Source organism: Actinokineospora bangkokensis (genome assembly GCF_001940455.1).
Lineage (GTDB): Bacteria > Actinomycetota > Actinomycetes > Mycobacteriales > Pseudonocardiaceae > Actinokineospora > Actinokineospora bangkokensis.
This window is the reverse complement of the sequence record NZ_MKQR01000017.1, coordinates 170,755-196,116: the sequence shown is the minus strand read 5'-3', so window position 1 is coordinate 196,116 and position 25,362 is coordinate 170,755. Positions and strand designations below refer to the sequence as shown.

General features: G+C 74.4%; 25 protein-coding genes and 1 pseudogene. 13 read left to right on the top strand and 13 right to left on the bottom strand.

The genetic code is table 11. The annotated features are described in order from the left end of the window. Nucleotides 1-5 precede the first annotated feature (5 nt). The 4 genes from BJP25_RS17735 to BJP25_RS17720 all read right to left on the bottom strand — a co-directional run bounded on the left by BJP25_RS17735 (nt 6) and on the right by BJP25_RS17720 (nt 2,903). Nucleotides 6-482: a DUF6328 family protein gene (locus tag BJP25_RS17735; RefSeq protein ID WP_075976062.1), complete on the bottom strand. Its 477-nt coding sequence runs from the start codon at nt 480-482 to the stop codon at nt 6-8. A gap of 4 nt (nt 483-486) precedes the next feature. Continuing rightward, nucleotides 487-1,401: an NAD(P)/FAD-dependent oxidoreductase gene (locus BJP25_RS17730; protein ID WP_075976061.1), complete on the bottom strand. Its 915-nt coding sequence runs from the start codon at nt 1,399-1,401 to the stop codon at nt 487-489. 61 nt (nt 1,402-1,462) lie between these two features. Next, on the bottom strand, nt 1,463-2,197 hold the full coding sequence (locus tag BJP25_RS17725; protein WP_075976060.1) for a maleylpyruvate isomerase family mycothiol-dependent enzyme: 735 nt from the start codon (nt 2,195-2,197) through the stop codon (nt 1,463-1,465). A gap of 55 nt (nt 2,198-2,252) precedes the next feature. Beyond that, nucleotides 2,253-2,903: a helix-turn-helix transcriptional regulator gene (locus BJP25_RS17720; RefSeq protein ID WP_075976059.1), complete on the bottom strand. Its 651-nt coding sequence runs from the start codon at nt 2,901-2,903 to the stop codon at nt 2,253-2,255. Between the two features lie 139 nt (nt 2,904-3,042). On the opposite strand from BJP25_RS17720, the gene BJP25_RS17715 reads away from it, so the two are divergent. Continuing rightward, nucleotides 3,043-3,624, top strand: coding sequence for a TetR/AcrR family transcriptional regulator (locus BJP25_RS17715; RefSeq protein WP_075976058.1), 582 nt, complete (start codon nt 3,043-3,045; stop codon nt 3,622-3,624). A 126-nt stretch (nt 3,625-3,750) separates the two neighbouring features. Next, nucleotides 3,751-4,263 (top strand): hypothetical protein, encoded by a 513-nt coding sequence (locus tag BJP25_RS17710; RefSeq protein ID WP_075976057.1) that lies wholly within the window; start codon nt 3,751-3,753, stop codon nt 4,261-4,263. 39 nt (nt 4,264-4,302) lie between these two features. Here the strand turns inward: BJP25_RS17710 and BJP25_RS17705 are convergent, their stop codons facing one another. Together BJP25_RS17705 and BJP25_RS17700 are read right to left on the bottom strand one after the other, a co-directional pair. Next, nucleotides 4,303-4,653 carry a PRC-barrel domain-containing protein gene (locus BJP25_RS17705; protein ID WP_075976056.1) on the bottom strand — a complete coding sequence of 117 codons (351 nt, stop codon included), beginning with the start codon at nt 4,651-4,653 and terminating at the stop codon, nt 4,303-4,305. 78 nt (nt 4,654-4,731) lie between these two features. After that, complete coding sequence (locus tag BJP25_RS17700) at nt 4,732-5,196, bottom strand: ATP-binding protein (RefSeq protein WP_075976055.1); 465 nt, start codon at nt 5,194-5,196, stop codon at nt 4,732-4,734. Nucleotides 5,197-5,508: 312 nt separating this feature from the next. Between BJP25_RS17700 and BJP25_RS17695 the strand changes: the two genes are divergently transcribed. After that, the gene (locus BJP25_RS17695; protein ID WP_075976054.1) at nt 5,509-7,542 is read left to right on the top strand and encodes a sel1 repeat family protein; all 2,034 of its coding nucleotides are present in this window, start codon (nt 5,509-5,511) and stop codon (nt 7,540-7,542) included. Between the two features lie 34 nt (nt 7,543-7,576). On the opposite strand, the gene BJP25_RS17690 is transcribed toward BJP25_RS17695, so the two are convergent. The 7 genes and pseudogenes from BJP25_RS17690 to BJP25_RS17660 form a co-directional block, all read right to left on the bottom strand. Next, nucleotides 7,577-8,515 (bottom strand): LLM class F420-dependent oxidoreductase, encoded by a 939-nt coding sequence (locus BJP25_RS17690; RefSeq protein ID WP_075976053.1) that lies wholly within the window; start codon nt 8,513-8,515, stop codon nt 7,577-7,579. A gap of 9 nt (nt 8,516-8,524) precedes the next feature. After that, the gene (locus tag BJP25_RS17685; RefSeq protein WP_075976052.1) at nt 8,525-9,289 is read right to left on the bottom strand and encodes a class I SAM-dependent methyltransferase; all 765 of its coding nucleotides are present in this window, start codon (nt 9,287-9,289) and stop codon (nt 8,525-8,527) included. A 93-nt stretch (nt 9,290-9,382) separates the two neighbouring features. Then, the gene (locus BJP25_RS17680; RefSeq protein WP_075976051.1) at nt 9,383-10,189 is read right to left on the bottom strand and encodes a TetR/AcrR family transcriptional regulator; all 807 of its coding nucleotides are present in this window, start codon (nt 10,187-10,189) and stop codon (nt 9,383-9,385) included. A 370-nt stretch (nt 10,190-10,559) separates the two neighbouring features. After that, nucleotides 10,560-12,695 (bottom strand): bifunctional diguanylate cyclase/phosphohydrolase, encoded by a 2,136-nt coding sequence (locus BJP25_RS17675; RefSeq protein WP_084794127.1) that lies wholly within the window; start codon nt 12,693-12,695, stop codon nt 10,560-10,562. 197 nt (nt 12,696-12,892) lie between these two features. Further along, nucleotides 12,893-13,228, bottom strand: a complete 336-nt coding sequence (locus BJP25_RS17670) for a DUF3140 domain-containing protein (RefSeq protein ID WP_075976050.1) — start codon at nt 13,226-13,228, stop codon at nt 12,893-12,895. A gap of 355 nt (nt 13,229-13,583) precedes the next feature. Next, a complete protein-coding gene (locus BJP25_RS17665) occupies nt 13,584-14,582 on the bottom strand; it encodes a coiled-coil domain-containing protein (protein WP_075976049.1) in 999 nt (332 codons plus the stop codon). 266 nt (nt 14,583-14,848) lie between these two features. Further along, a pseudogene (locus tag BJP25_RS17660) lies at nt 14,849-15,679 on the bottom strand (glycoside hydrolase family 19 protein). Between the two features lie 307 nt (nt 15,680-15,986). On the opposite strand from BJP25_RS17660, the gene BJP25_RS17655 reads away from it, so the two are divergent. The 10 genes from BJP25_RS17655 (at nt 15,987) to BJP25_RS17610 (ending at nt 25,281) form a co-directional block, all read left to right on the top strand. Beyond that, complete coding sequence (locus tag BJP25_RS17655; protein WP_075976048.1) at nt 15,987-16,643, top strand: thiaminase II/PqqC family protein; 657 nt, start codon at nt 15,987-15,989, stop codon at nt 16,641-16,643. A 390-nt stretch (nt 16,644-17,033) separates the two neighbouring features. Next, nucleotides 17,034-17,432: a histone-like nucleoid-structuring protein Lsr2 gene (locus BJP25_RS17650; protein WP_075976047.1), complete on the top strand. Its 399-nt coding sequence runs from the start codon at nt 17,034-17,036 to the stop codon at nt 17,430-17,432. A gap of 707 nt (nt 17,433-18,139) precedes the next feature. Next, nucleotides 18,140-18,901, top strand: a complete 762-nt coding sequence (locus BJP25_RS17645; RefSeq protein ID WP_075976046.1) for a DeoR/GlpR family DNA-binding transcription regulator — start codon at nt 18,140-18,142, stop codon at nt 18,899-18,901. Between the two features lie 106 nt (nt 18,902-19,007). Beyond that, a complete protein-coding gene (locus tag BJP25_RS17640; protein ID WP_075976045.1) occupies nt 19,008-20,357 on the top strand; it encodes an ABC transporter substrate-binding protein in 1,350 nt (449 codons plus the stop codon). An 85-nt stretch (nt 20,358-20,442) separates the two neighbouring features. Continuing rightward, nucleotides 20,443-21,396, top strand: coding sequence for a carbohydrate ABC transporter permease (locus BJP25_RS17635; RefSeq protein WP_075976044.1), 954 nt, complete (start codon nt 20,443-20,445; stop codon nt 21,394-21,396). Beyond that, nucleotides 21,393-22,256 carry a carbohydrate ABC transporter permease gene (locus BJP25_RS17630; protein ID WP_084794126.1) on the top strand — a complete coding sequence of 288 codons (864 nt, stop codon included), beginning with the start codon at nt 21,393-21,395 and terminating at the stop codon, nt 22,254-22,256. Before BJP25_RS17635 ends, BJP25_RS17630 begins: the two co-directional genes overlap by 4 nt. Then, a complete protein-coding gene (locus BJP25_RS17625; RefSeq protein WP_075976043.1) occupies nt 22,253-23,242 on the top strand; it encodes a zinc-dependent alcohol dehydrogenase family protein in 990 nt (329 codons plus the stop codon). Before BJP25_RS17630 ends, BJP25_RS17625 begins: the two co-directional genes overlap by 4 nt. A gap of 157 nt (nt 23,243-23,399) precedes the next feature. Beyond that, nucleotides 23,400-24,224 carry a spermidine synthase gene (locus tag BJP25_RS17620; RefSeq protein WP_075976193.1) on the top strand — a complete coding sequence of 275 codons (825 nt, stop codon included), beginning with the start codon at nt 23,400-23,402 and terminating at the stop codon, nt 24,222-24,224. A gap of 43 nt (nt 24,225-24,267) precedes the next feature. Continuing rightward, entirely contained in the window at nt 24,268-24,594 is a 327-nt protein-coding gene (locus BJP25_RS17615) for a DUF3140 domain-containing protein (protein ID WP_075976042.1), read from the top strand. Nucleotides 24,595-24,633: 39 nt separating this feature from the next. Next, entirely contained in the window at nt 24,634-25,281 is a 648-nt protein-coding gene (locus BJP25_RS17610; RefSeq protein ID WP_075976041.1) for an HAD family hydrolase, read from the top strand. Nucleotides 25,282-25,362: the final 81 nt, after the last annotated feature.

The window sequence follows — 25,362 nt, the reverse complement described above, 5'->3', positions numbered from 1 at the left end:
GGCGCTCAGTCCTCGTCGTCGCTGCCGCCGTCGTCGCGGCGGGCCAGCGGCAGCGCGAACCACAGCAGGCCCGAGGCCACCAGGCACACCGCCCCCGCCACCAGGCCCGCCCACGGACCGATGACGACCTCGGCCAGCAGCGCCAGCGACGCGGTCACCGCGCCCGCCAGGCAGGCCAGCCCGGCGATGGTGCTGCGGGTGGCCATCCGCATGATCTCCGCGCGCTTGCCCTGGCGGAACAGCACCCGGTGCCAGGCGGCGGGCGCCGTCAGGCAGACCACCGCGCCCACCGCGAAGAACACCGCCACCAGGTGCGTCGTGCGCTCCAGGGGGCCGGTGCCCTCGTGGTAGAAGTCGGTGAAGGTGATCGAGAGCAGGAAGCCGAACAGGATCTGCACGCCCGCCTGGGCCACCCGCAGCTCCTGCAGCAGCTCGTTGAGGTTGCGGGTCAGCTTCTCGTGCGTCGTCTCCCCGGTGTCCACGGCGTCACCTCCCGAGCACCCGCCCCGCCAGGTCCACCCCGGACTGCCACGCCGTCTCCACCCGCGGCGAGCCCCAGGCGTCGCCCGCCAGGCCGATCCCGTCCTCGAAGAACGGCGGCCCGGAGTGCGGGTTCTCCGGGATGGCGTAGGTCCAGCGGTGCACGTGCGCCTCGCGCGGGGCGGGGATGCCCAGCAGCTCCGACACCGCCCGCGCCAGGTCGTCGGGCTTCGGGTCCGCCAGGTGCTCCCGGGCGTGGTCGGCGGTGGAGTGGGCCACCAGCACCGGGTGCCCGTCGCCGCGCCTGGTGCCGTCGTCGAACAGGGTCTGGAGCACCGGGTGGTCGTTGACGAAGGCCCCGGGGAAGTCCCAGCGGCGCTCGTCGTGGACGAGGGTGGCCACCAGCGTCGGCGACCACCGCTGCCCCGCCGCGACCTCGTGCGCGCGGGTGCCCTCGGCGAGCAGGCGGGCCGCCTGCGGGCCGGGCATCGCCAGCACCACCACGTCGGCCTCCTCGCCGTCGACCGACCCCGGGCGCACCCGGGCCACCGGGTGCCCGGTCTCCACCCGCAGGCCCGCGGCGAGGTCGGCCACCAGCGAGCGCAGGCCCGCCGGGGCCGAGTAGCGCAGCTGCCCGGTGGACTCCGACACCCCGTCGGCGCCGAAGGTCGCCAGCGTGTCGGTCCACTCCGCGGCCAGCCCGCGCTCCACCCACGACGCCACCACCGGGGTGAACCCCGGGCCGCGGGCGGTGAAGTAGCCCGCGCCGATGTCGGCGGGGCGGCCCCCGTACCGCTTGGTGGCCATCCGCCCGCCCACCACGCGCCCCCGTTCGAGCACGCGCACGTCCACACCGGCCTCGGCCAGCGCCCTCGCGCAGGACACCCCGGAGATGCCCGCGCCCACCACGATCGCCTTCACGACTCGACCGCCTTCACGACTGAACCCTCTCCATGACGGGGACGTACCCCTTCCGCGCCGGTCAGAACGGGGTGGCCGCGACCCAGCGGTCCCAGGCCGCCCGGTCGCCCACCAGGTCGACGGCCTCGACGGGCTTGCGCCGCAGCAGCACCAGCAGCAGGTCCGCGCTCGACCCGCGCAGCGCCACGTCGCCCTTGGCGTGCGCCCGCTCCCAGGTCAGCGCGGGCCCGCCGCGCACGAACCACTCCGGGCCCGCCCCGTCGTGCAGGTGCAGGGTCATCGGCGCCAGGTCGGCCCCGCGCGCCGCGAGCAGCTCCAGCCACTCCGACACCGCGTCCTCGGCCACCTCGGGGGCGATCTCGGGCTCCTCGCCCAGCGCGAGGGCGGCGTCGGCGTAGTGCACGACGCACTCGTGCAGCCTGCGCCGGGTCCACCACGCGGCGGGCCGCGGGCCGGTGAACGTCCACACCGGGTGGTCGGCGCCGGTGGCCGCCGTGGCCTCGGCCAGCAGCGCAGGCCCGCCGCCCAGCCACTCCACCAGCCCGCCCTCGGGCGGGCGGCCCCCGGGCACGTCGCGCGGCTCCAGCACCTCGGTGGCCCTGTCCCGGACCATGGTGGCCGCCCAGCGGTCGCCGCGGCCGACGTGCTTGGCGAGCTGGAAGGTGGTCCACTCGGGACAGGTGGGAACGGGGGCCGCGGGGTCGGCGCGCTCGACGGCGGCGACGAGCCTGCGGTTGTACTCGGCGAAGAGCGCGGCGTGGTCGAGGGGCGCGGTGGCGCGGTCGGTGTCGCTCATGGGACCGATCCAACCGCACCGGGGCGACACTCCGCGCGGCCCTCGCGGGCGGGGGTCAGAGCCAGCCGCGCTGCGCGGCCTGCACACCGGCCTGGAAGCGCGTCGTGGCCCCCAGGCGCTCGTGCAGTGCGGCGACCCGGCGCACCACCGTGCGGCGGGACAGGCCCAGCCGCCGGGCGATGGCGTCGTCGGTGGCGCCCGCCGCCATCAGCGTGATGACCTGCCGGTCGCGCTCGGACAGGTCGCCGCCGCCCGCCGCGCTCACCGTCATCGGCACCGCCAGCACCCACAGCTTCTCGAAGACCTCGATCAGCCCGTCGAGCAGCGCCGAGCGGCCCACCAGCACGCTGCCGCCGCCCGCGGACACCAGTGCGCGCGCGTCGTCGGCCACCACCAGGTCCAGCGGCGGGTCGGCCAGCGTGCGCACGGCCTCGCCCGCCACCGGGGCGGTCGCCTCCGGGGTGTAGGCCGGGTGGATCGTGCGGTAGCGCACCCCCGCGGCGATCCGCTCCGCGCGCGACTCCGCGCGCATCTCCCGCAGGCCGGGCGCGGCACCGGGGCCCGGCGGCCGGGTGGGGTCGCACCGCTCGATCGAGCGCACCTGCTCGGTGGCGGCCGCGTGCAGGGCGCGCAGCGCCGTGAGCCGGTCGCCCGGATCGGGCAGGACCTCGACCGCGGGGTGCCTGGCCAGGGTGCCGGGGTCCACGCGACCGCTCACCTCCCGCAACGCCACTGCCCGCGCCGGCCTCTGTGGATACGCGGGTGTATCGGGCACCGTAGGCGGGAACCCGGCGAAGGTCAACAAGCCGGCCCGGCGGCCCCGCCGCACGCGGTACGGTCGCGCCATGCCACGGGAGACGCGGGCGCGGGTTCGGCAGCGGGTGGTCGAGGCCGCCGCGGAGGTGTTCGCCGAGAAGGGCATCGCCGCCGCGCGCGTGGAGGACGTGGCCGCCGCCGCCGGGTTCACCCGCGGCGCGGTGTACTCGAACTTCGCGGGCAAGCCCGACCTGGTCGCCGCCGTCGTGGCGGACGCGGCCGCCCGCCTGGCGGTGTCCGGCGCGGCCGTGTTCGACCCCGCCCACCCCCCGGGCGCCGTCCGCGCCGCGCTCACCGCCCTGGTCGTCGACCGGGTGGAGCACCACACCCGCGACAGCCGCCTGGCCCTGGAGCTGCTGGCCCACGCCACCCGCGACGAGCGCCTGCGCGCGGGCGTCCTCGAACCCCGCAGGCGCAGCCGCGGCGCCATCGCCGAGGCGCTCACGCGCTACTGCGCCGCCCGCGGCCTCGACCTGCCGCTGCCCGCCGACGTGGTGGCCACCACCCTGGTCGCCGTCGTCGACTCCTACGCCACCGAGCGCCTCGTCGACCCGGCGGGCACCGACCCCGACACCCTGCGCCGCGCCCTGGACGCCCTGCTGCCCGGGTGACCCGGTGCCGCCGACCGGGGCGGCCCCGGTGACCGGTGGTGCGCGCCGCGTGCCCGAACACCCCCGGAGTGTCCCGATTGGGCCTCGAACGGGCGCACCGCACCCCCGGCGACCTAGGATCGCGCCGTGACCGACCGCAGCCCGCTGCTGGACCCGCTGGGCTGGACCCGGTGGCTGGCCCGCGACACCGAGCGCCGCAAGCTCGTCGAACCCGAGGCCCTCACCGCCCTGGAGCACGCCGTGCGGGACTTCCCCGCCGCCGCCTTCGCCGCCGGTGTCCTGCCCGCCCCGCTCCCGGTGGAGCAGCTGGAGAAGGTCCCGCGCGCGGAGGTGCGCGAGACCCCGGAGGGCACCCGCGTCCGCTTCCGCGCGCTGAGCGCGCCCAGCGAGGTGCGCGGGTGGCTGCTGGGCAACGGGGTCGTGATCAGCATGGCGCAGGCGACCGTGCGGCCGGTGTTCGCGCCGGTGCCCCGCGGCGACAGCGCGGCCCTGCGGCTCGACGGGGTGCTGGTGCGCGCGTTCATCACCGGGTGGGAGCCCTACCCCGCGCCGGTGGAGGTCGAGGTCGACGCCGCGGGCCGGTCGGTGCCGCTGCCGGAGTACCTGGCGCGCTTCCTGGCCGACCGGGGTCGTCCTTAGTGGAGCCGCCCCGCCCGGGTCCGGGCGGGGCGGGGGTGGTCAGCGGCGGGCGAGGCGGCGCTCGGCGCCGGTGCCGTAGTCGAGGCCGAAGTGCTCGAAGATCGCGGGCTCGTCGGTCGCCAGCAGCTCGCCGTCGGTGTCGATGGCGGGCGAGGAGCGCACGAGGTCCTTGGCGTACTGGACGCGGATGTGCTTGGGGGCGACCGTGGCGCCGAGGGCGGGGGCGAAGTTGAGGCGGTGCTTGCCGATGAAGCCGACCTTGACGGTCAGGAAGCTCGGCTCGTCGGTGATCGTGTCGACGTAGACCGCCTCCAGGGTGCCGATGGTCTTGCCATCGGGGTCGACGACGTTGTAGCCGACCCAGTCACGCAGGCTCTCCGCGGGGAACATGACTGCTTTCTACCCAAGTCCGCGTCGAGGTCAAACCGGATCACCCGGACAGGTCGCGCGCGCGTCCTCCGGGCGGGCTCAGCCCCCGGCGGGGCGGCGGGTGAAGTGGGCGGTCAGCGTGGTGCGGCCGTTGGCGTGCACCAGGTCCACCCGGTCGGCCAGGCCCTCGATCATCGGCAGCCCCCAGCCCCGGTGCTCGCCCGGGGCGGCCCGGCGCCACTCGCCGTGGTCGACCACCACCAGGGTCACCGAGTCGGGGAGCACGCTGGCGGTCATCCCGACCATGCCCACCGCGCCGCGGTAGCCGTGCTCGACGGCGTTGGCCACCGCCTCGTCGCAGGCCAGCACGACGTCGTCGCGCAGGTCGTCGGGCACGCCGCGGCCGGTGAGCCAGCCGCCGAGGCGGCGGCGCAGGCCCGGCAGCTGCCCGGCCTCGGCGGGCAGGGTCACCGACAGCACCCGGGGGTCGCCCGCGGCGGGGTCGGCGCCCGCGACGCCCCCGGTCCCGGGGTGCTCGGCGTCCGGGGTGTGTGCATCGATCATCGGCTGGTCCCTCCCCGGTCGGCGGTGGTGCGACGATCACCGTACCGCCGGGCGCGCCCCCGGCGCCCCGGTGCGTACGATCCGGCCCACCGGATCGGCGCGGGCACGGCAGGTGAATAACGATTCACCCCGGGGTGCGGAGGTATATCCCCGTAGGGGTGGCCCGCGCCGCCGCGTGCTCGCACGATGGTGTGGGGCGGCGCGGCGGGGCGGTCGACCGGTGCCGGGCGGGACCGGTCACCGCGGTCGGGCGGCGCCGTCGGTGCTGGTCTGGCCGGTCGGTGGTGCGACGAGGCGGGTGAGGAGGGCGGGATGCGGGGCAAGTGGCGCCTCGGCAGGCGCGGTCGCGGGCCGCGGGTGCGGGACGTCGGACCGGAGCTGCTCGGCGCGCACCCCGCGGCGCCCAGGGCCGGGACCCCGGCGGGCCCGCCGCCCTACGTCACCCGCGACACCGACCCCGAGCTGGACACCCTGCTGCTCGACGGCGGCCTGGTGGTGGTGGAGGGCGACTCCGCCTCGGGCAAGACCCGCTCGGCGGCCGAGTCGGCCCGCCGGGTGCTGCCCGAGCGCACCCTGGTCCAGCCCCGCGACGCCGCCGAGCTGCGCGCCTGGGCCGACGCCGAGCCCGCCCCCGCCGAGGTGGTGGTCTGGCTCGACGACCTGGAGCGGTTCCTGGTGCCCGGCGGCCTGGACACCGCGCTGCTGGCCCGGCTGTGCCCGCCGGGGCGCCCCGACGTGCTGCTGCTGGCCACCCTGCGCTCGCGCGCCCGGCTCACCCTCACCGCCGCGGGCTCCCCGGCCGAGGCCGAGCTGGCCCGCCGCGCCGCCGACGTGCTCGGCCGCGCCGCCACCGTCGCGCTGCGCCGCGCCTTCACCGACGCCGAGCTGGTCAGGGCCGAGGCGCTGCGCGACGACCCGAGGGTGGCCGACGCGCTGGACAACGCCGAGGACGGGGCGCTGCCCGAGCGGCTGTGCGCCGGGCGGGCCATCGCCGCCCGCTGGCGCGCGGGCCTGGAGGCCGACGCCCCCGGGGACGACCCCGAGGACCCCGCGGCCGCCGTGGCCCAGGTGGGCGCGGCCGTCGTGGCCGCCGCCGTCGACGTCCGCCGCGCGGGCTGCGCCACCGCGGTCACCCGCCGCACCCTGGCCGAGCTCTACGCCCACTACCTCGACCCCGCCGTGCTCACCGGGCCCGCGATCTTCGAGGCGGGCCTGGCCTGGGCCACCGAGCCGGTCGACGGCGCGGGCGCCTGCCTGCTGAGCAGGCCCGAGGACACCTACGAGGCCTTCGACTACCTCGTCGACGGCGCCGAGGACCCGGTGCCCGAGCCGGTGTGGCAGGTGCTGCTGCGCCACCTGCCGCCCGCGGACCTGCCGCTGGTGGCGCTCGCGGCGCACCGGGCCAAGCAGGAGGACATCGGGCGGCGCGTGCTGGTGCGCTGGGCGGACTCCTCCGGCGACCCGGCGGTGTGGTGCCTGGCCGGGGCGATGCTGTTCCGCGGCGGCTCGGGGGTGCCGCTGTCGCGGCGGGCCTCGGAGGCGGTGCCGTGGCTGGTGCGCGCGGTGGAGGCGGGCGACGCCGAGGCCGCGGGCCACCTGGTGACCCTCTACACCGAGACCGGCGACCACGAGGCGGTCGAGCTGTGGGCGCGCCGGGGCGCGCAGGCCGGGAACCCGGAGACGATGGTCGCCCTGGGCAGGCGGCTGATCGAGAAGGGCGAGCGCACCGAGGCCGACCGGTGGCTGCGCACGGTGGTCGAGCGCACCCCGCTGGAGGTGGCGCTGCTGCCGCTGTCCGAAGAGGACCTGGAGGTGCCCGCCGGGTCGACCAGGCCGGGCGTGGTGGCCGGGGACTACCTGGAGTTCTCCTGCCCGCGCTCGGACGCGATGATCCTGCTGGGCATGCTGCTCAACCGACCCGGCCGCTACGACGAGGCCGAGCACTGGCTGCGCCGGGCGGCCAAGACCGGGCTGATGGACGCCCTGCTGGTCTACGGCCACTTCGCCAACGACCGCAAGGGCCGGGTGGCGCTGGCCGAGTGGTGCGACCTCGCGCTCCAGCTGGGACGGTCGGACGCGGTGGAGGAGCTGGGCGTGCGGCTGCGCCGGGAGGACACCTTCAGCGCGCAGTTGCTGCTGCTGCGGGCGGTGGAGGCCGGGCGCGCGCGGGCCGCGGGCTACCTGGGCCAGATCTCCGAGCAGCGCGGCGCCTTCGACGAGGCCGAACAGCTGTTCCTGCTGGCGCAGCCGGAGTACCCGGAGGTGGCGCGGTTCCTGACCAGGGTCCGGGCGACCCGCGCGGCGAACCCCTGGCCGCCCGTCCGGTTCCGGCGCCCGGGGGACTGACCCCGGGTGGCGGTGGGCCACCCTGGGGCCGCGCTCACAGCCGCGGGCGGACCTCCCCGGCCACCACGTCGAGGTGGTCCAGGTCGGACAGGTCGAGGAACTGGAGGTAGAGCTTGGTGATCCCGGTGGCCTCCTGCCACCGGCCGATCTTGTCGACCGCCTCGTCCACCGTGCCCGCGATGCCGTTCTCGCGCAGCTCCGCCGGTTCCCGGCCGATGGCCGCCGCCCGGCGGGTGAACTCCTGCTCGGTGCGGCCCACGCACACCACCTGCGCCACCGACCGCTCCGGCGCCGGGCGCCCCGCCTCGGCGCTGGCCGCGTCCACCCGCGCGAACTGCGCCACGCACGCGTCGATGCCCGCGAACGGGAGGTTGAACTCGTCGGCGAAGCGCGCGGCCAGCCGCGGGGTCTGCTTCGCGCCGAACCCGCCGATGATCACCGGGGGCGCGGGCGACTGCGCGGGCTTGGGCAGCGCGGGGGAGTCGGTGAGGGTGTAGTGCTCGCCGCGGTGGCTGAAGGTCTCGCCCGCGGGGGTGCGCCACAGCCCGGTGATGACCTCCAGGTGCTCGGCGTAGCGCTCGAACCGCTCCTTCACCGGCGGGAACGGGATGCCGTAGGCGGTGTGCTCGTCGGCGTACCACCCGCTGCCCACGCCGAACTCGACCCGGCCGCCGGACATCCGGTCGACCTGCGCCACCGCGATCGCGGTGGGCCCCGGCAGCCGGAAGGTGATCGCGGTCATCAGCGTGCCGAGCCGGATCGAGCTGGTCTGCACGGCCAGCCCGGCCAGGGTGATCCACGCGTCGGTCGGCCCGGGCAGCCCGTCCGCGCCGCCCATCGGCAGGTAGTGGTCGGAGCGGAAGAACGCGTCGTAGCCCGCCGCCTCGGCGTGGCGGGCCACGGCGAGCAGGTCGGTGTAGTCCGCGCCCTGCTGGGGCTCGGTGAAGACGCGCAAGCGCGGTGCTGTGGTCACCGCGCCACGTTAGCCCGCGCGGGCGAACAGCGCCGGGACCGGCACGCGTTCGGTGAACGGGCCACCGCCGACGACCGCGGCGACCCGCGCTGCGAAGCCCACCCGGTCCCGGGGCAGCCGATCGGCGGGCAGCGCCGAGAGCACCCCGCCGACGACCTGCTCGGTGCTCAGCGGCGCCTTGTGGTCGAAGTCCTGGCGCGCCACGGCGAACCCGTGGCGGCGCAGCGACGCCGCGTAGCGCCCGCGGGTCGCCGCGTCCGTGCCGCAGCGGGCGTCGAGCGGGCTGCCCAGCCAGGCGGAGAGGAACCCGCGCAGCGCGCGCGACCAGTCGGTGTCCTGCAACCACAGCGGCGTGCCGTTGGACACCACGACCACACCGCCGCCGGGGCGCAGCCAGCCGCGCAGCGCCGGGAAGAGGCGGTCGTGGTCCATCCAGTGCAGCGCTTGGGCGATGGTCACCACCCCCGGGGCGCGCAGCGCGGCGGCGAGCAGCGGCACGTCGGCGTCGCTGCCGCGCACCCACAGCGCGTTGGCCAGCCCGCGGCCGCGGGCGGCGGCGAGCATGTCCGGCTCTGGGTCGACCCCCACCACGACCCCAAGCCTGCCCGCCAGCGGCTCGGTCAGCTGACCGGTGCCGCACCCGAGGTCGACGCCGGTGTCGTCGGGGGTGAGGCCGAACGCCGCCACCGCCGCGTCCACCAGCGCTGGTGGGTAACCGCGGCGGTACCGGTGGTAGTGCTCGACGACGTCCCCGCTGAACCCCAGTGCGCCCATGGCCCCAGCGTGGCCGGGCGGGGGAGCGGGGTCGAGGGGTGTGCGCCGAGGGCGGAACGCGTCCGCTCCCGGCGGAACGTCCGGTGTGGAGGGTTACGCGCCGCCGCTGCCCTCGGCCTGGCGCTGGGCGACCAGGACGGCGACGCCGTCGAGGATGCGCGCCAGGCCCGCGTCGAAGTTGTGCGCGGCGTCGTAGGAGGTGCCGTAGGCGGCGCCGACCGCCTCGGCCACCGAGGCCGCCAGCGGGAAGCGGGAGAAGTCCACCAGCGAGCCCGCGGCCTGCCCGGTCGACTGCCACCACTGCTCGTCGGTCACCCCGGGGTCGCGCTGCGCGGCGCGGGCGTCCACCGAGCGCCGGGCGGTGTTCTCCGCGTGCCCGACGACCAGGTTCAGCACCGTGTCCATCTCGACCTCGCGCAACCCGGTGCCCGCGAACGCGTGCAGCTCGTAGTCGTACTTGGCGAGCACGTTCGGGCCCAGCGGCGGCCTGCTCACGCCCAGTTGGAGCATCCACGGGTGCCGGTGGAACAGCGCCCAGTTCTCCCTGGCCACCTGCTCCAGCCGCGCCCGCCAGCCGCCGGGGACCTGCTCGGGCTTGTCGGTCTCGGCGTAGACGGTGTCGAGCATGAGGTCGACCAGCTCGGCCTTGCCGGGGACGTAGGTGTAGAGCGACATGGTGCCCACGCCGAGCGCGTCGGCCACGCGGCGCATGGACAGCGCCACCACGCCCTCGCGGTCGGCGACCTCGATGGCCGCGGTGACGATGCGCTCGACGCTCAGCTCGCGCCGCCCGGTCCTGGCGGGCGTGCGCGGGTCCCGCCACAGCAGGGACAGGCTGCGCGCCGGGTCGCCGCCCCCGCTGTGCTGCCTGGTCTGACCCCGGGTCCCGTCCTTAGCCATGGTGTCCCGATCGTACTGGGTACTCCGCCGCGGCGTCGCCGCCCGCGACCCCTATCGAGCGCTGGTTTCCCACTTGCGCCACGTGTCCTCCGGCCCGGCCGCGACCCGAGTGGGCCTCGAACTGTTCGTCCAGTGTGGACCACGTCGTCCGGGTGCCCGGCCGCCCGTCCACTGAGGACGTGACGGCTCCGCCCGCCGCCACCGGCCTCGCTGTCCCCAACGAGGGTAATCGGTCCGGGGTGCGCGGGACAGGTGCGCCGCGCACCACATCACCCGCGGTGTCCGACCGGGTCGGTGCGCGTGACGGCGAACGCCAGATAGCGGGGATATCCCGATATGCCGCCGATTCCGGGTGGCGCCCGGCCCGGGGTCAGCTCGGGCCGCGGTGCACCAGGTGCACGTCGGCGATGGCGCCGCGCTGGTGCAGCTCCAGGAAGGCGTCGGCGACGTCCGGGTCGAACTGGGTGCCGCGCGCGGCGTGCACCTCCTCGCGGGCCTGCTCCACCGGCATCGCGGGCTGGTACGGCCGCTGCGAGCGCATCGCCGCCCAGGAGTCGCACACCGCCACGATCCGCGCCTCCACCCGGATGTCGCGGCCCGCGAGCCGGTCGGGGTAGCCGCGGCCGTCCCAGCGCTCGTGGTGCTGGCGGATGACGTGCGCCACGCCCAGGTGCCCCGGCAGCAGCGCGGTCATCCGGAAGCCGTGCTCGGGGTGCATGCGCACCAGCGCCCACTCCGCCTCGTCCAGCTCGCCCGGCTTCACCAGCACCGCGCGCGGCAGCAGGATCTTGCCCACGTCGTGCAGCCGCCCGGCCAGCTCCGCCCGCCGCACCAGGTCGGCGTCGTAGCCGAACTCGGTGGCCAGCATCCGCGCCCAGCGGGCCACCGCCCGGCTGTGCCCGTGGTCGTCGAGCAGGTCGTCGACCGCGTCGGCCACCCGGTGCAGGTACTCCGCGCCCGCCGGGTCCGGCCGCTCCCCGGCCTCCACCGCCGCGGCGGTGGTGGTGTCGCTGGCCACCACCACCCGGTCGCGGCCCGCGGCCTTGGCGCTGTAGAGGGCGCGGTCGGCGATGGCCACCAGGTCCGCCGGGTTGGTGCCGTGGGTGGGGAAGCGGGCGGTGCCGATCGACACCGTCACCGCCACCCAGCGCTGCGGGGTGACCACCACCGGCGCGCTGGCCACCTGCTCGCGCAGCCGGTCGGCCAGCGCGGGCAGGGTCTCGGCGTCGGCGCCGGGCACGATGAGCGCGAACTCCTCGCCGCCGTGGCGGGCCAGCACCTCGCCGCTGCGCACCGTCGAGCGCAGCCGGGCGGCGATCTCCACCAGCACCCGGTCGCCCGCCGGGTGCCCGTACCGGTCGTTGATCGACTTGAAGTGGTCGACGTCGATGATGAGCACCGCCACCGACCCGCCCGAGCGGCGCGCCCTGGCCATCTCCAGCGGCAGCTGCGCCTCGAAGAACCGGCGGGTGTGCAGTCCGGTGAGCACGTCGGTGATCGCCAACCGGCGCTGGTCGGACACCAGCAGGGCCAGCCGGGTGATGGTGAGCAGGAACAGCGCGGCGCACGCCCCGGCCACCACCGGCACGTCGCGCACGTCCCCGGTGTAGTACTGCACCATCAGCACCAGCGGGGCGAGCAGCGCCACCCCGGACAGCACCGCGATGCGCACCGGGTTCAACGGCCCCTCGCGCATCGGGGAGGTGTCGCTGACCTGGTCCACGGTGGGGTGCAGGGCGGCGGCGCCGAGCGCGAGGTTGCCGCAGAGCCAGATCGCGTCGAGGAAGTTGCCCGCCTCGTAGACCCCCCGCACCTGCTGGGCGATGTAGATCGTGTCCGCGCTCAGGATCAGCGCCAGCCACGACACCAGCAGGAAGAACGCCCTGGGTCGGGCACCCGAGCCCAGCAGCAGCCCGAGCGCCACCGTCAGCAGCGCCAGGTCCATCACCGGGTAGGCGACCGAGGCCAGCTCGGCGGGCACCGGCGCGCCCCGGCGGCTCTGCGGGCCGATCAGGTACACCCACGACAGCATCGCCGCGACCACGCCCAGGGTGGCCGCGTCGAGCACGCCGGGCAGGTCGCGACCGGGGGCCCGGCGGCGGATGAGCAGCAGCACGCCGAGCACGGCGAACGGGTAGTGGCCCAGGTAGAACAGGTCCGGCCAGCTCGGGAACGCGGTGACGCCGACCAGGTAGTGCCCGATGTAGAACACCGAGTCGGCGGTGAAGTAGACGACCTGGCTGGCCCCGATGAGCACCCACGGCAGCCGGTTGCCCGGGCGGGTGCGCGCCGCGCCCCAGCAGGCCGCCACCGCGGCCGACCCGCTCAGCGCGCAGTAGAGCACCACGCGCAGCGGCGCGGCGGCCGCGGTCTCCGGGATGAAGTAGTACGCGACGACCAGCGCGAGACCCGTCAGCAGGTACACGAGCCAGGCACCGCCCACGCCGTCGGTGCCGTGCTCAGGACCGGGTACCACCCGGTCGCCCGCGCCGTTCTCCGTCTCCATCACCCCGGACGATGTCGTGTCGCGGGTGGCCCGCCCGGCCCCCGCGCGGTGTCGGCAGGCAACGATCATGCCGCATCGGGTGTGGGACCCGTGCGAGAACCGTCAGTATCCGACGAACCACCCGCTCCGGCGACCCCGGGGTGGCGCGGGGTCGCCGGAGCGGGTGTGGGTGGGTGGGTGGAGCCTGGAGCGCGGGATCAGGCCGGTTTGAGCGGGTCGTGCCCGATGTCCATCAGCCGGTGCCGCCAGTGGTCCTGGCCCGCAACCGGTTCCAGGTCGTCCCTGCGCTGCTCGTGCACGCGCTGCACGACCTTGCACATGACCTGCTCGTCGCGGTCGGTCAGGTCGCCCCGGCGCTTGCCGAGCACCTGGAGCACCTCCCGCCCGGTGGGTGTGCCGGAGTGGTCGGGCAGTTCCTCGGTCCGCTCACCGGCCGCGCTGGTGCGCAGCCAGTCCGACAGCTCCCTGGACGTCATGTTGACGACCCGGTGGAACTCGGCCCACAGGTCCTCGGTGTCGAGCGCCTCGGTCATGGTGGTGCGTCCTCCTCGCCTGGTGTCCGGAGGTCGAGGGCGTACCCGGCCCACCACCGCTCGAACCACCCACCTGCCCGCCCCCGTTCGGCGGAGTCGCCCCAGGCACGGCACAGGACCCACGGGTACCGAGCCGGGAACGGTACCGAGCGGAAGCGGTGCCAGGCCGGGGACTGTGTCAGGTGCCGACGGTGCGAGGCCGGGGACGACGCCGGGTGCCGACGGTGCCAATCCAGCGAAGGTGCCGGGCGGGGACGGTGCCAGGCCGGGAACGGTGCCGGACGCGGACGGTGCCAGGCCGGGGACGGTGCCGGGCGGGGACGAGGGGGTGGGTGGCGGGTCGATCGGACCAGCCCTAGACGCCGACGGGCACCGGCATGCGGGGGATCGTGCGGTCCGGGTCGTCGTCCTCGGCGCGCGCGGGCGCGGCGGGGCGGGTGGTGATCGGGCCGCGCGGGGAGTCCTGGGTGATGGTGACCACGGGGGTCGGCACCGGCTCGGCCACCAGGTCCAGGCCCGCCTCGCGGATCAGCGCCAGGCTCGCCGACAGCTGCTCGTGGACCTCCCGCTTGCGCGCCACGAGCTGCGCCAGCTGCGTGCGCGCCGCGGTGAGCACCCGCTCGGCGTGCTGCTCGGTCGCGGTGGTGCGCTCGGCCGCCTCGCGCTCGCCCGCGGCCCGGCGTTCGGCCAGCTCAGCGGCCAGTTCGGCGCGCTCGCGGGCCAGCTCGTCGGCCAGCTCGGCCCTGGTGCGCTCGACGTGCTCGGCCAGCTCGGCCTCGGTGCGCTCGCGCAGCCTGCCCAGCTCGGCCTCCACCCGGGTGCGCTTGGCCGCCAGCTCGCGGTCGAGGCCGTGGCGCAGCGACCGCACCTCGGCCACCGCCGCGGCCTTGGCCTCGGCCAGCTCGGCGGTGACCCGGTCCCGCTCGGCGGACAGCGCGGCGGTGGCGGCGGTGCGCTCGGCGGTCAGCCGCTCCCGCTCGGCGGTGACCTCCTCGGTGGTCCGCGCGCGCAGCGCGGCCAGCTCGGCGGTGGTCTCGGCGCGCTCGCGGGCCAGCTGGGAGCGCAGGTCGGCGGCCTCGGCGGCGGCCTTGGCGCGCAGGTCCTCGGCCTCCTCGCGGGCGACCTCGACCATCCCGGCCAGCCGCTCGGTCAGCGACTCGGCCGACAGCGGGGCCCGGCGGATGCGGGCCAGCCGACCGCGCAGCAGCTGGTTCTCCTCGCGCAGCGCCGCCAGCTCCGCGGCCATCGAGCGGGCCGCGGTGTCGGCGGCGGTCGCGGTGGCGCGCAGCTCGGCCACCGCCCGCTCCACCTGCCCCCGGTGGTAGCCGCGCCACGCGCTGTCGAAGACCGCCATGATCGACTCCTCCCGGGGGGTCCAAGGCTGTGCTTCCCTTGATACCAGCATTGTTCCCCGCGGTCGAACCCCCGAAACCCGCTCCTGGAGTCGATCACTCCACAAAGGACTCGCACAATGTCCTGGTCGGAGTCGGGGGAGCGGACGGGGCCCGCGGCGGTGTCGCCGCGGGCCCCGTGACGGAAACGTCATGCGCCGGTCGTCACACGCCCGGCCGCGTTGTCGGCCTGAGCCGCGTTGTCGGCATTACCGTCAGCGGCACGGGGTCAGCAGTACAGGTTGTTCCCCGGGGTCGTCCCGAGCAGCGCGGTGAAGCGCTGGTAGGCGTCGACCCGGCTCTGCACCTGGCCGGGGTTGCCGCCGCCGCACTCCAGCGAGCCGTTGATGCTGCGGATGGTCTCGCCGAAGCCCGCCCCGGTGACCATGGCGTTGTGCGGGGTCATCGTGCCCGGGCCGTTCTGGGTGTTTCAGTACCAGAGGCCGGTCTTCCAGGCCACGGCCGCGTCCCGCTCGACCAGGTAGGGGTTGCCCAGCAGGTCGATGCCCAGCGCGTCGCCCGCTGCGCGGTAATTGAAGTTCCAAGAAATTTGGATCGGACCGCGGCCGTAGTACGCGGCCTGGCCCGCGGGGCAGCCGTAGGGCTGGGTGGTGTCGCAGTAGTGCGGGTAGTTGGCCTGGTTCTGCTCCACGACGTAGACCAGGCCGCCGGTCTCGTGGTTGACGTTGGCGAGGAACGCCGCGGCCTCGCGCTTCCTGGTGGTGTCGTCGCCGGTGCCCGCGAAGCCGGGGTAGGCGCCGAGGGCGTTGACCAGGCCCTGGTAGGTGTAGAAGGAGCTGCGGCCCGGGAACATCTGGTTGAACTGGGCCTCGCTCACCACGAACGACCCGGGGTCGGTCGGCGGCTGCTCGCCGCCCCCGCAGGTCCCCGCGTCGGACCACACGTCGGACGAACCGGGCGTCTCGCCCTGCGTCCACCACTTCGCGGTCCAGTTGTGGCCCGCGTGCGAGGCGGTGCCGCCCCCCACGTAGACCGAGCCCGCCGACCAGGGCGCGGCGCAGGCGGCCGCCGCGGCGGTGCCCGCCCCGGCGGTGGCCAGCCCCGCGGCCGCGACGAGCGCGGCGGCGGTGGCGAGCAGGCGGGTCCGCAGGGTGCTGGGTGTCTTGGGCACGGGTCGCTCCGTCCTCTCGGCCGCCCCGGGTGGCGGCGCCGAAGGTGGTCTGGTGAGCGCTCCAGGTCACTGAAGCGGGTCCGCGCCGCCCCCGTCAAGGTCTAGACCAATCTTTTTGGTTCAGACCACCAATGGGCTAGTACCGCTGGTCGGGGTCCTGTGGTGGGGTACCGCCGCCTGATGATCTACGCTGGGCGGCGCACAGGTGGTCTGGGTCACGAGGGGAGACGGGGTCATGGCGCGATCGGCGGCCGAACTGCTGGAGCGGGCGCAGCGGGACCTGATGCCGGGGGAGCACGAGAACCGCTTCGTGCCCGCGGTGGCGAGCGGCACGGCCCCCCTGGCCGCCCTGCGCGCGCTCGCCGCCGAGGAGCTGCGCATCGTCCCGAGCGACTGGCGCAGCTTCCTGACCCTCGCCGCCCAGGCGGTCGACCCCACCGCCCGCGACGTCTTCTCGTCCCTGTCGGCGGGGGAGGGGGTCACCCTGCCGCTCCTGCACGACTTCGCCAGGGCCGCGGGCCTCGACGTCGACGCCCCCTACGAGCCGCAGGCGGGGTGCCAGGCATATCCGTCCTACCTCGCGTGGCTCGCGCTCAACGGCAACCCCCGCGACGCCCTCCTGGCGATCCTCGGCAACTTCGCCGCGTGGGGGAAGTACTGCGGGACCGTTTCCCGGGGCCTGCGGGAGCACTACGGCTTCGACGAGACCGCCACCGCCTTCTTCGACTTCTTCGCCACCCCCGTTCCGGAACTGGAGGCCAAGTACGTCCAGGCCCTCCAGGAGGCCATCGACGCGGGCTGGACCGAGGAGCGCTCGCTCGGCTACGGCCGCCTCCTCCAGCGCTACGAACTGCTGTTCTGGAACACCCTGGCGGACATCCGCCAGGACTGACGCGACCCGCGCACCGCAGGCCCCGGGGCTCCGGCCCCGGGGCCTGCCCATGTCCGGCGGGTCAGCGCCCGCGCAGGCGCCCGCTGCCCACCTGCGACCCGGGCGCGGTGCTTTCCGCCGAATGCACGCCGGTAATCCTCCGGTCGATTCACCCGGCACCCACTCGGTGAAACCCCGGTAAAGCGAGGACCTGTCGACCCGGGTGACGCGCACAACGCCGGGACGCGCCCTTACCCGGTCGGTGGTCGCGGAGTCGGGTGAAATCCGCCGGGGCGCGGGTCCGGTGGATGCGGATCGGGCTTTTGCGGTGGGTCGGCTTTGCCGGGGAATGGTTCTTGCTGCTAACTTCCGGTCCACACGCTACAACCGCGCTGACCCTGAGGTGCCCCCATGGCTCAGAAGACTATTGTCCAGCTGTTCGACGACCTGGACGGCTCCACCGGCGACGACATCACCAGCGTCGAGTTCGCCCTCGACGGCGTCCGCTACGAGATCGACCTGAACGAGGAGAACGCGAACCGCCTGCGCTCGGAGCTGGCCGAGTACATCGAGGCGGCCCGGCGCACCGGTGGCCGCGTCAAGCGCGGCGCCGCACCGGCGCAGACCAGGGGCGCGGGCGAGGGCCGCTCCAAGGAGCAGACCAAGGCCATCCGCGACTGGGCCCGGCAGAACGGCCACGACATCTCCGAGCGCGGCCGCATCCCCTCGGCCGTGGTCGAGGCGTTCGAGGAGGCCCACGCGGCCAAGCCCAAGGGCAAGGGCTCGAAAAAGACGGCGTTCTCCGGCTGAGACCACCGCAGCGCCCCGCCGAACGGCCGCCCGGGACTCCCGGAGCGGCCGTTCGGGCGTTGTGGGGCGGGTGCCGAACCCGGTGGTCGCGGTTTCGCGGGCGTGGTTTCCCGGTCGGGATTCGCCCCCGGCCCGCCCGCGCCGCGCTAATGCCCGCGACCCGCCGGGCGCCCTTACCCGGTGCGAGCGCCGTCGAAACGAGACGTGCATTGGTCCCGGGCGCGGAATTGGCCAAGATCAACGACCCCGAGCGCCCATTCCGCTCACCCCGCGCGCGATCGGGCACCGGTGCGTGCTCTCCGCGCGCGCGGTTCACACGCGCGGGCACACCCCCGGCGCATTCGTGATCACTCTGCGTGCACCTGACCCCGAGGCGGCGGCGCAACCGGGCTTGATGTGGAATTGAGGTTCAGTCGATCCGGGGGGTTGACCCGCCTCGAACGGGCCCGCCCGAGGTGGGCCCGGTCCGGGGCGAACGGGCACCCGGGCGCCCCCGTTCGGGCGTGTGGCACCCGTCACTCGCGCCGAAACCGCTGGCCACCGCCTCGTCCACCGGGTGAAACGGGCATGACTCGGGTCCGCCACCGGGTGCTTCCCGGGTTGTTCGGGCGTGGGGACGGTGCTACTCATAACGGGTGCCCGATCGGGCGCCCAGGTGTCCGAGCGGTCACCCGGTGGTCCATCCCGGTGCGGGGAGGTGCGTCGCGGTGCAGGCGGAGGAGCGCAAGCGGCGGATCCTGGCGCGGGCGCGCACGGACGGGCGCGTCGACGTGATGGACATGGCGGCGGAGTTCTCCGTCGCGCCGGAGACGGTGCGCCGGGACCTGCGGCTGCTGCACGAGCACGGCCTGGTCCGCCGGACCCACGGTGGCGCGCTCCCGGTCGAGTCCGCGGGCTTCGAGACCGGCCTGGCCTCCCGGGCCTCGTCCAAGGTCGCGGAGAAGCGGCGGATCGCCCAGGCCGCCGCCGAGCGCGTCGACGACGCCGAGACGGTCTTCATCGACGAGGGCTTCACCCCCCAGCTGGTCGCCGAGGCGCTGCCGACCGACCGCCCGCTCACGGTGGTCACCGCCAGCCTGCCGACCGCGGCCAGCCTGTCCACCTCACCGCTGATCACGGTGCTCATGCTCGGCGGCCGGGTGCGCGGGCGCACGCTGGCCACCGTCGAGCACTGGGCGGTGGCGATGCTCGCGGACATGGTGATCGACCTGGCCTTCATCGGGGCCAACGGCATCTCCCGCGAGCACGGGCTGACCACCCCGGACCCGGTCGTCGGCGCGGTGAAGGCGCAGGCGGTCAAGGTCGCGCGCAGGCGGGTGTTCGTCGGCGTGCACACCAAGTTCGGCGTCGCCAGCTTCAGCCGGTTCGCCGCCGTGCCCGACTTCGAGACGATCGTGACCGACTCCGCGCTGCCCGCCGCCGAGGCGCACCGCTACGCCGCCCTCGGCCCCCGGGTGCTGCGGACGTAGCCGCGGCACCAGCACGAGCACAACCCCACACGGCATCCGGGCCACCCCGACAGGGCGTGGTCGCGGTGTAGGACGGCCGTCCGCGGCCGGAGCGAAAGGGAAGACGATGAGGTCTCACCTGCGGATCGCCGCCGCGCTGGCGGCGGCGGGTCTCACAGCGGCCGCGTGCAGCGGCGCCGGGGGCGGCGGGTCGTCCGACGACGCCCAGTCGATCAACGTCCTGATGGTCAACAACCCGCAGATGGTGGACCTGCAGAAGCTGACCGCGGACAACTTCACCAAGCAGACCGGCATCACGGTCAACTTCACGGTGCTGCCGGAGAACGACGTCCGCGACAAGATCAGCCAGGACTTCTCGTCCCAGGCGGGCCAGTACGACGTGGCCACCATCTCCAACTACGAGACGCCGATCTACGCCAAGAACCAGTGGCTGGCCCCGCTGGACGACTTCATCGCCAAGGACGCGGGCTTCGACCAGGCCGACATCCTGCCGCCGATCGCGGAGTCGCTCAAGGCCGAGGACGGCAAGGTCTACGCCGAGCCGTTCTACGGCGAGGCGTCGATGCTGATGTACCGCAAGGACGTGCTGGAGGCCAAGGGCCTGCAGATGCCGGAGAAGCCGACTTGGCAGCAGGTGGCCGACATCGCCGCCCAGGTCGACGGCGCGCAGCCGGGCATGAAGGGCATCTGCCTGCGCGGCCTGCCCGGCTGGGGCGAGCTGATGGCCCCGCTGACCACCGTGGTCAACACCTTCGGCGGCACCTGGTTCACCGAGGACTGGCAGGCCCAGCTGAACTCCCCGGAGTTCAAGGAGGCCACGAACTTCTACGTCAACCTCGTCCGCGCGCACGGTGAGCCCGGCGCGGCGCAGGCCGGTTTCGCCGAGTGCCTCAACGCCATGACCCAGGGCAAGGTCGCCATGTGGTACGACGCCACCTCGGCGGCGGGCCAGCTGGAGGCCGACAACTCCCCGGTCAAGGGCAAGCTCGCCTACGCCCAGGCCCCGGTGGTCAAGACCGACGCCTCGCAGTGGCTCTACACCTGGGCCTTCGGCGTGCAGAAGGCGTCGAAGAAGCAGGACGCGGCCTGGAAGTTCATCTCCTGGGCCTCGGGCAAGGGCTACGAGGAGCTGGTCGGCACCACCGAGGGCTGGGCCAAGGTCCCCGACGGCAAGCGCACCTCCACCTACGCCAACCCCGAGTACCTGGCCAAGGGCGGCTCGTTCGCCAAGTCGGTCGAGGAGGCCATCAAGGGCGCCAAGCCCAACGACCCCGGCGTGCAGAAGCGCCCGGCGCCGGGCATCCAGTTCGTCGGCATCCCCGAGTTCACCGACCTGGGCACCCAGGTCTCGCAGAAGATCAGCGCCGCGATCGCGGGCGGCTCGTCGGTCGACGACGCGCTCAGCTCCAGCCAGGGCCTGGCGGAGAAGGTCGCCGAGAAGTACCGCAACAAGTAGCCAGCGGCGGGGGCCCGCCCACCGGCGGGCCCCCGCTCCCGCACCAACCCCGGGCGTCCCACACGGCCCGGGAGAGGGGGCCACCATGGCGCTCGACACCGCACCACCGCCCACCCGCAGCGGTCCGCGCACCGCCGGGAAGCCCGGGCCCGGCCTGGGCCGGGCCGCCCGCTGGGCGCGCCGGGCGCCGCTGCTGCCCGCGCTGGTCTTCACCATCGTCGTCACCCAGCTGCCGTTCGTGGCGACGCTGATCATCTCCACCCTGCGCTGGAACACCAACTACCCCGACGACCGCGGCTTCGCCGGGTTCGACAACTACGCGGCGGTGTTCACCGACGCCGAGCTGCGCGACTCGGTGCTCACGACCGTCTGGCTGACCGTGCTGGTCGTGGTGATCAGCCTGCTGCTGGGCCTGGGCCTGGCGCTGCTGCTCGACCAGAAGTTCGTCGGCCGCGGCCTGGTGCGCACGATGCTCATCGCGCCGTTCCTGGTGGTGCCGATCGCCGCCGCGCTGCTGTGGAAGCACGCGCTGTTCAACCCCGACTACGGCCTGCTCAACGGCGCGCTGAACTGGCTGTTCGGCACCGACGCCCCGCAGCCGGAGTGGATCAGCGAGATGCCGCTGACCGCCGTGGTGGTCTCGCTGGTGTGGCAGTGGACGCCGTTCATGATGCTGATCCTGCTCGCGGGCCTGCAGTCGCGGCCGATGGACGTGGTCGAGGCCGCGAACCTCGACGGCGCCTCGGCCTGGCAGGTCTTCCGCTACCTGACCTTCCCGCACATGCGCCAGTACCTCGAACTGGGCGCGCTGCTGGGCTCGATCTACATCGTGCAGAACTTCGACGCGGTGTTCACCATCACCGGCGGCGGGCAGGGCACCGCCAACCTGCCGTACGAGATCTACAACACCTTCTACCAGGCCCACGACTACGGCCAGGCCTCCGCGGCCGGGGTCGTGGTGGTCATCGGGTCGATCATCATCGCGACGTTCGCGCTGCGCACGGTGTCGTCGCTGTTCAAGGCGGAGGAGGGCCGATGAGCACCGCGACGGTCGACGCCCCGGGGCGCCGGGAGGTCCGGGTCAACTCGACGAAGAAGGCGTGGCGGCCGTGGGGGGCGATCGCCTGGATCTGCGCGCTGCTGTTCTTCGCCCCGGTGCTGTGGATGGTGCTGACCTCCTTCCACAGCGAGCCCAACGCCGCGACCAACCCGCCGTCGCTGCTCGCGCCGCTGACCACCGAGTCCTACGCGACGTTCTTCGACTCCGAGCCGTGGCCGCCGCTGATCAACTCGCTGAGCGCGAGCGTGGGCTCGACGGTGCTGGTGCTGCTGCTGGCCATCCCGGCCGCCTACGCGCTGAGCATCAAGCCGGTGGAGAAGTGGACCGATGTCCTGTTCTTCTTCCTGTCCACCAAGATGATGCCGGTCGTGGCCGCGATGCTGCCGATCTACCTGGTCGCCCAGTACTCCGGGATGCTCGACAACATCTCGTTCCTGACCCTGCTCTACACCTCGATGAACCTGCCGATCGCGGTGTGGCTGATGCGCTCGTTCCTGGCCGAGGTGCCCAAGGAGATCCTGGAGGCCGCGGCCATCGACGGCGCCGGGCTGCTGGTCACCCTGCGCCGGGTGGTGGCCCCGATCGCGCTGCCCGGCATCGCCGCCACCGCGCTGATCTGCTTCATCTTCAGCTGGAACGAGCTGCTGTTCGCCCGGGTGCTCACCGGGGTCGTGGCGGGCACCGCGCCGGTCTACCTGACCGGGTTCGTCACCAGCCAGGGCCTGTTCCTGGCCAAGCTGTGCGCCGCCGCGGTGGTCGTGTCCCTGCCCGTGCTCATCGCCGGGTTCGCCGCCCAGGACAAGCTGGTCCAGGGCCTGTCGCTGGGAGCTGTGAAATGAAGGCCGCTGTCATCACCGGGATCGGGTCGGTCGAGGTCACCGAGGTGCCCGACCCCACCCCGGGCCCCCGGGACGTGGTGGTCGACGTCGCCGCCTGCGGCCTGTGCGGCACCGACCTGCACATCCTGCAGGGCGAGTTCGCCCCGACGCTGCCGATCGTGCCCGGGCACGAGTTCGCGGGGGTCGTCGCCGAGGTGGGCAAGGACGTCACCGAGGTCAAGGTGGGCGACCGGGTCGCGGTGGACCCGTCGCTGTACTGCTTCGAGTGCCGGATGTGCCGCAACGGGCACAACAACCTCTGCGAGCGCTGGAACGCCATCGGGGTGTCCAAGCCGGGCGGGGCCGCGGAGTACGCCGTGGCGCCGGTCGCCAACTGCGTCGTGCTCCCCGACCACGTGCGCACCGAGGACGCGGCGCTGATCGAGCCGCTGTCGTGCGCGGTGCGCGGCTACGACGTGCTGCGCGCGAAGATGGCCACCCGGGTGCTGATCTACGGCTCGGGCACCATGGGCCTGATGATGCTCCAGCTGGCCAAGCTCACCGGCGCGGCGTCGATCGACGTGGTCGACCTCAACGACGAGCGGCTCAAGACCGCCGTGCAGCTCGGCGTCACCAACACCGCCCGCTCGGCCGACGAGATCGAGGCCCCGCGCGGCTGGGACCTGGTCATCGACGCCACCGGCAACGCCAAGGCCATCCAGGACGGCATCGACCGGGTCGCCCCCGGCGGCACCTTCCTGCAGTTCGGCGTCTCGGACTACTCCGCCAGGGTGACCATCGAGCCGTACAAGATCTACAACCAGGAGATCACCATCACCGGCTCGATGGCGGTGCTGCACTCCTACGAGCGCGCCGCCGACCTGTTCGCCACCGGCGTGCTCGACCCCGAGGTGTTCATCTCCGACCGGGTGCCGCTGGCCGACTACGCCGCGGCGCTGGAGAAGTTCAAGAACGGCATCGGGCGCAAGATCCAGGTCCTCTGCTGACCCGGTCGCAGACCACGCGGGGCCCGGCTGCCTCCCCCACGGCGCCGGGCCCCGCGTACCCACCCGGTGCGCGGTCCCGCGGCTGCGGCGAGCCCTGCTCCGGTGTGCGGCCGCGAGGTCGTGCGCGGCGCGCGGGCCGGTGTGGTGAGCTGTGCAGGTGAACGCCCCACCCGCGCCCCGACCGGGCCGCCACCGCGTCCGCCTCGGTGAGGCCGAACTGCTCCAGGACGCGGACCGGCCCAGCGGCTGGCTGCTGTCGGTGGGCGGGGTGGCGCAGTCCTACGTCGACCTCGACGAGCCCGCCCACCTGGAGTTCGACTACATGCGCCGCATCGGCGACGTGCTCGACTGCCTGCGCCCCGGGCCGCTGGCGGTGCTGCACGTCGGCGGCGGCGCCGGGTCGCTGGCCCGCTACGCCGCCGCCACCCGCCCCGGCTCCCGGCAGCTGCTCGTCGACGCCGACGACCTGCTGGTCGAGCTGGTGTCGGCGCAGCTGGGCCTGCGCGCGGTCCCCGGCCTGGCGGTCGAGGTGGGCGACGGGCGGGCGGCGCTGGCGGCCGCGGCCGCGGGGGAGTGGGACGTGGTCGTGCTCGACGCGTTCCACCAGGCCACCATCCCCGCGGGCATGGTCACCCTCGGCTCGGTGTCCGATGTGGACAAGGCGCTGGCGGCGGGCGGGGTGTGCCTGGCCAACGTCACCGACGGGCCGGGGCTGGCCTTCGTCCGCCGGGTCGTCGGCACCCTCGGCGCGGTGTTCGAGCACGTCGTGGTGGTGGGCGAGCCCGCGGTGCTGCGCGGCAGGCGCTTCGCCAACGTGGTCGTCGCCGCCTCCCGCGACGAGCTGCCGGTGGCGGAGGTCGCCGGGCTCGCCGCAGGCGCGGTGTTCCCCGCGCGGGTGGTGCCCGGCGCCGAGCTGATGGGCGACCCGATCACCGACGACGAGCCGGTGGCCTCCCCGCTGCCGCCGGAGATGTTCACCTGAACCGGCACGCGTGCCGCGCGGGCGCGCGGGGTAGCCGTCCGGCATGGACACCGACGAGCAGCGCGAGATCCGGTCCGACTTCGACGACGCGGTCACCATGACCCCGGCGGCGCTGGAGGAGTGGTTGGCCACCGACGAGTCCAAGTCCGTCGGCCAGTCCTCCGGCGGCGAGTCCACCGGCCACCGCTCCGGCCGCCGCATCGTCGAGCTGCTGCGCACCAAGGTGGCCGACCTCAGCGACGACGACTACCGGCACATGCGCAAGGTGACCGGTTACGTCCACCGCCACCTCGCCCAGCGCCCCAGCGGGGACGTCGAGCACAGCAAGTGGCGCTACTCGCTGATGAACTGGGGCCACGACCCCCTGTGAGGGGGGTTTCACCCCTCCCGCACCGGGCATACCCCACCCATGCCCGCAGCAGTCCTGGACGTGGACGGAACCCTCGTCGACACGAACTACCACCACGCCATCGCCTGGTACCGCGCCTTCCTCACCGTCGGCCGCACCGTCCCGGTCTGGCGCCTGCACCGCAGCATCGGCATGGGCGGCGACCGCCTCGTCCCCGAGGTCGCGGGCACCGACTTCGACCGCGCCTTCGGCGACGAGGTCCGCTCCCGCTGGACCACCGAGTTCGACCGCCTCATCGACGAGGTCCGCCCCTTCCCCGGCGTCGACCGCCTCTTCGACGTCCTCACCGACAGCGGCCACAGCATCGTCCTCGCCACCTCCGGCCAACCCCAGCACGTCGACCACTTCCTCCACCTCCTCGACGCCACCCACCTCCCCCGCACCACCTCCGACGACGTCGAGGCCACCAAACCCGCCCCCGACCTCATCAAGGCGGCCCTCACCGAGGTCTCCGAACCCACCGGCGTCACCCTCGGCGACTCGACCTGGGACTGCCAGGCCTCCCGCTCGGCAGGCCTGCCCGCCGTGGGGCTGCTGACGGGCGGGTTCGGGGAGGCGGAGCTGAAGGAGGCAGGCGCCCAGGCCATCTACTCCTCCGTGGAAGACCTCGTCGACCACATCACCACCAGCCCCTTCCGCACCACCTAGGCTGTTTGATCAACCGGCCCCCCGCCCCCGCGGCCGCTGGTCACGCCTCAGGCAGTGCTCCAGCCCCGGAGTGGCCCCCGA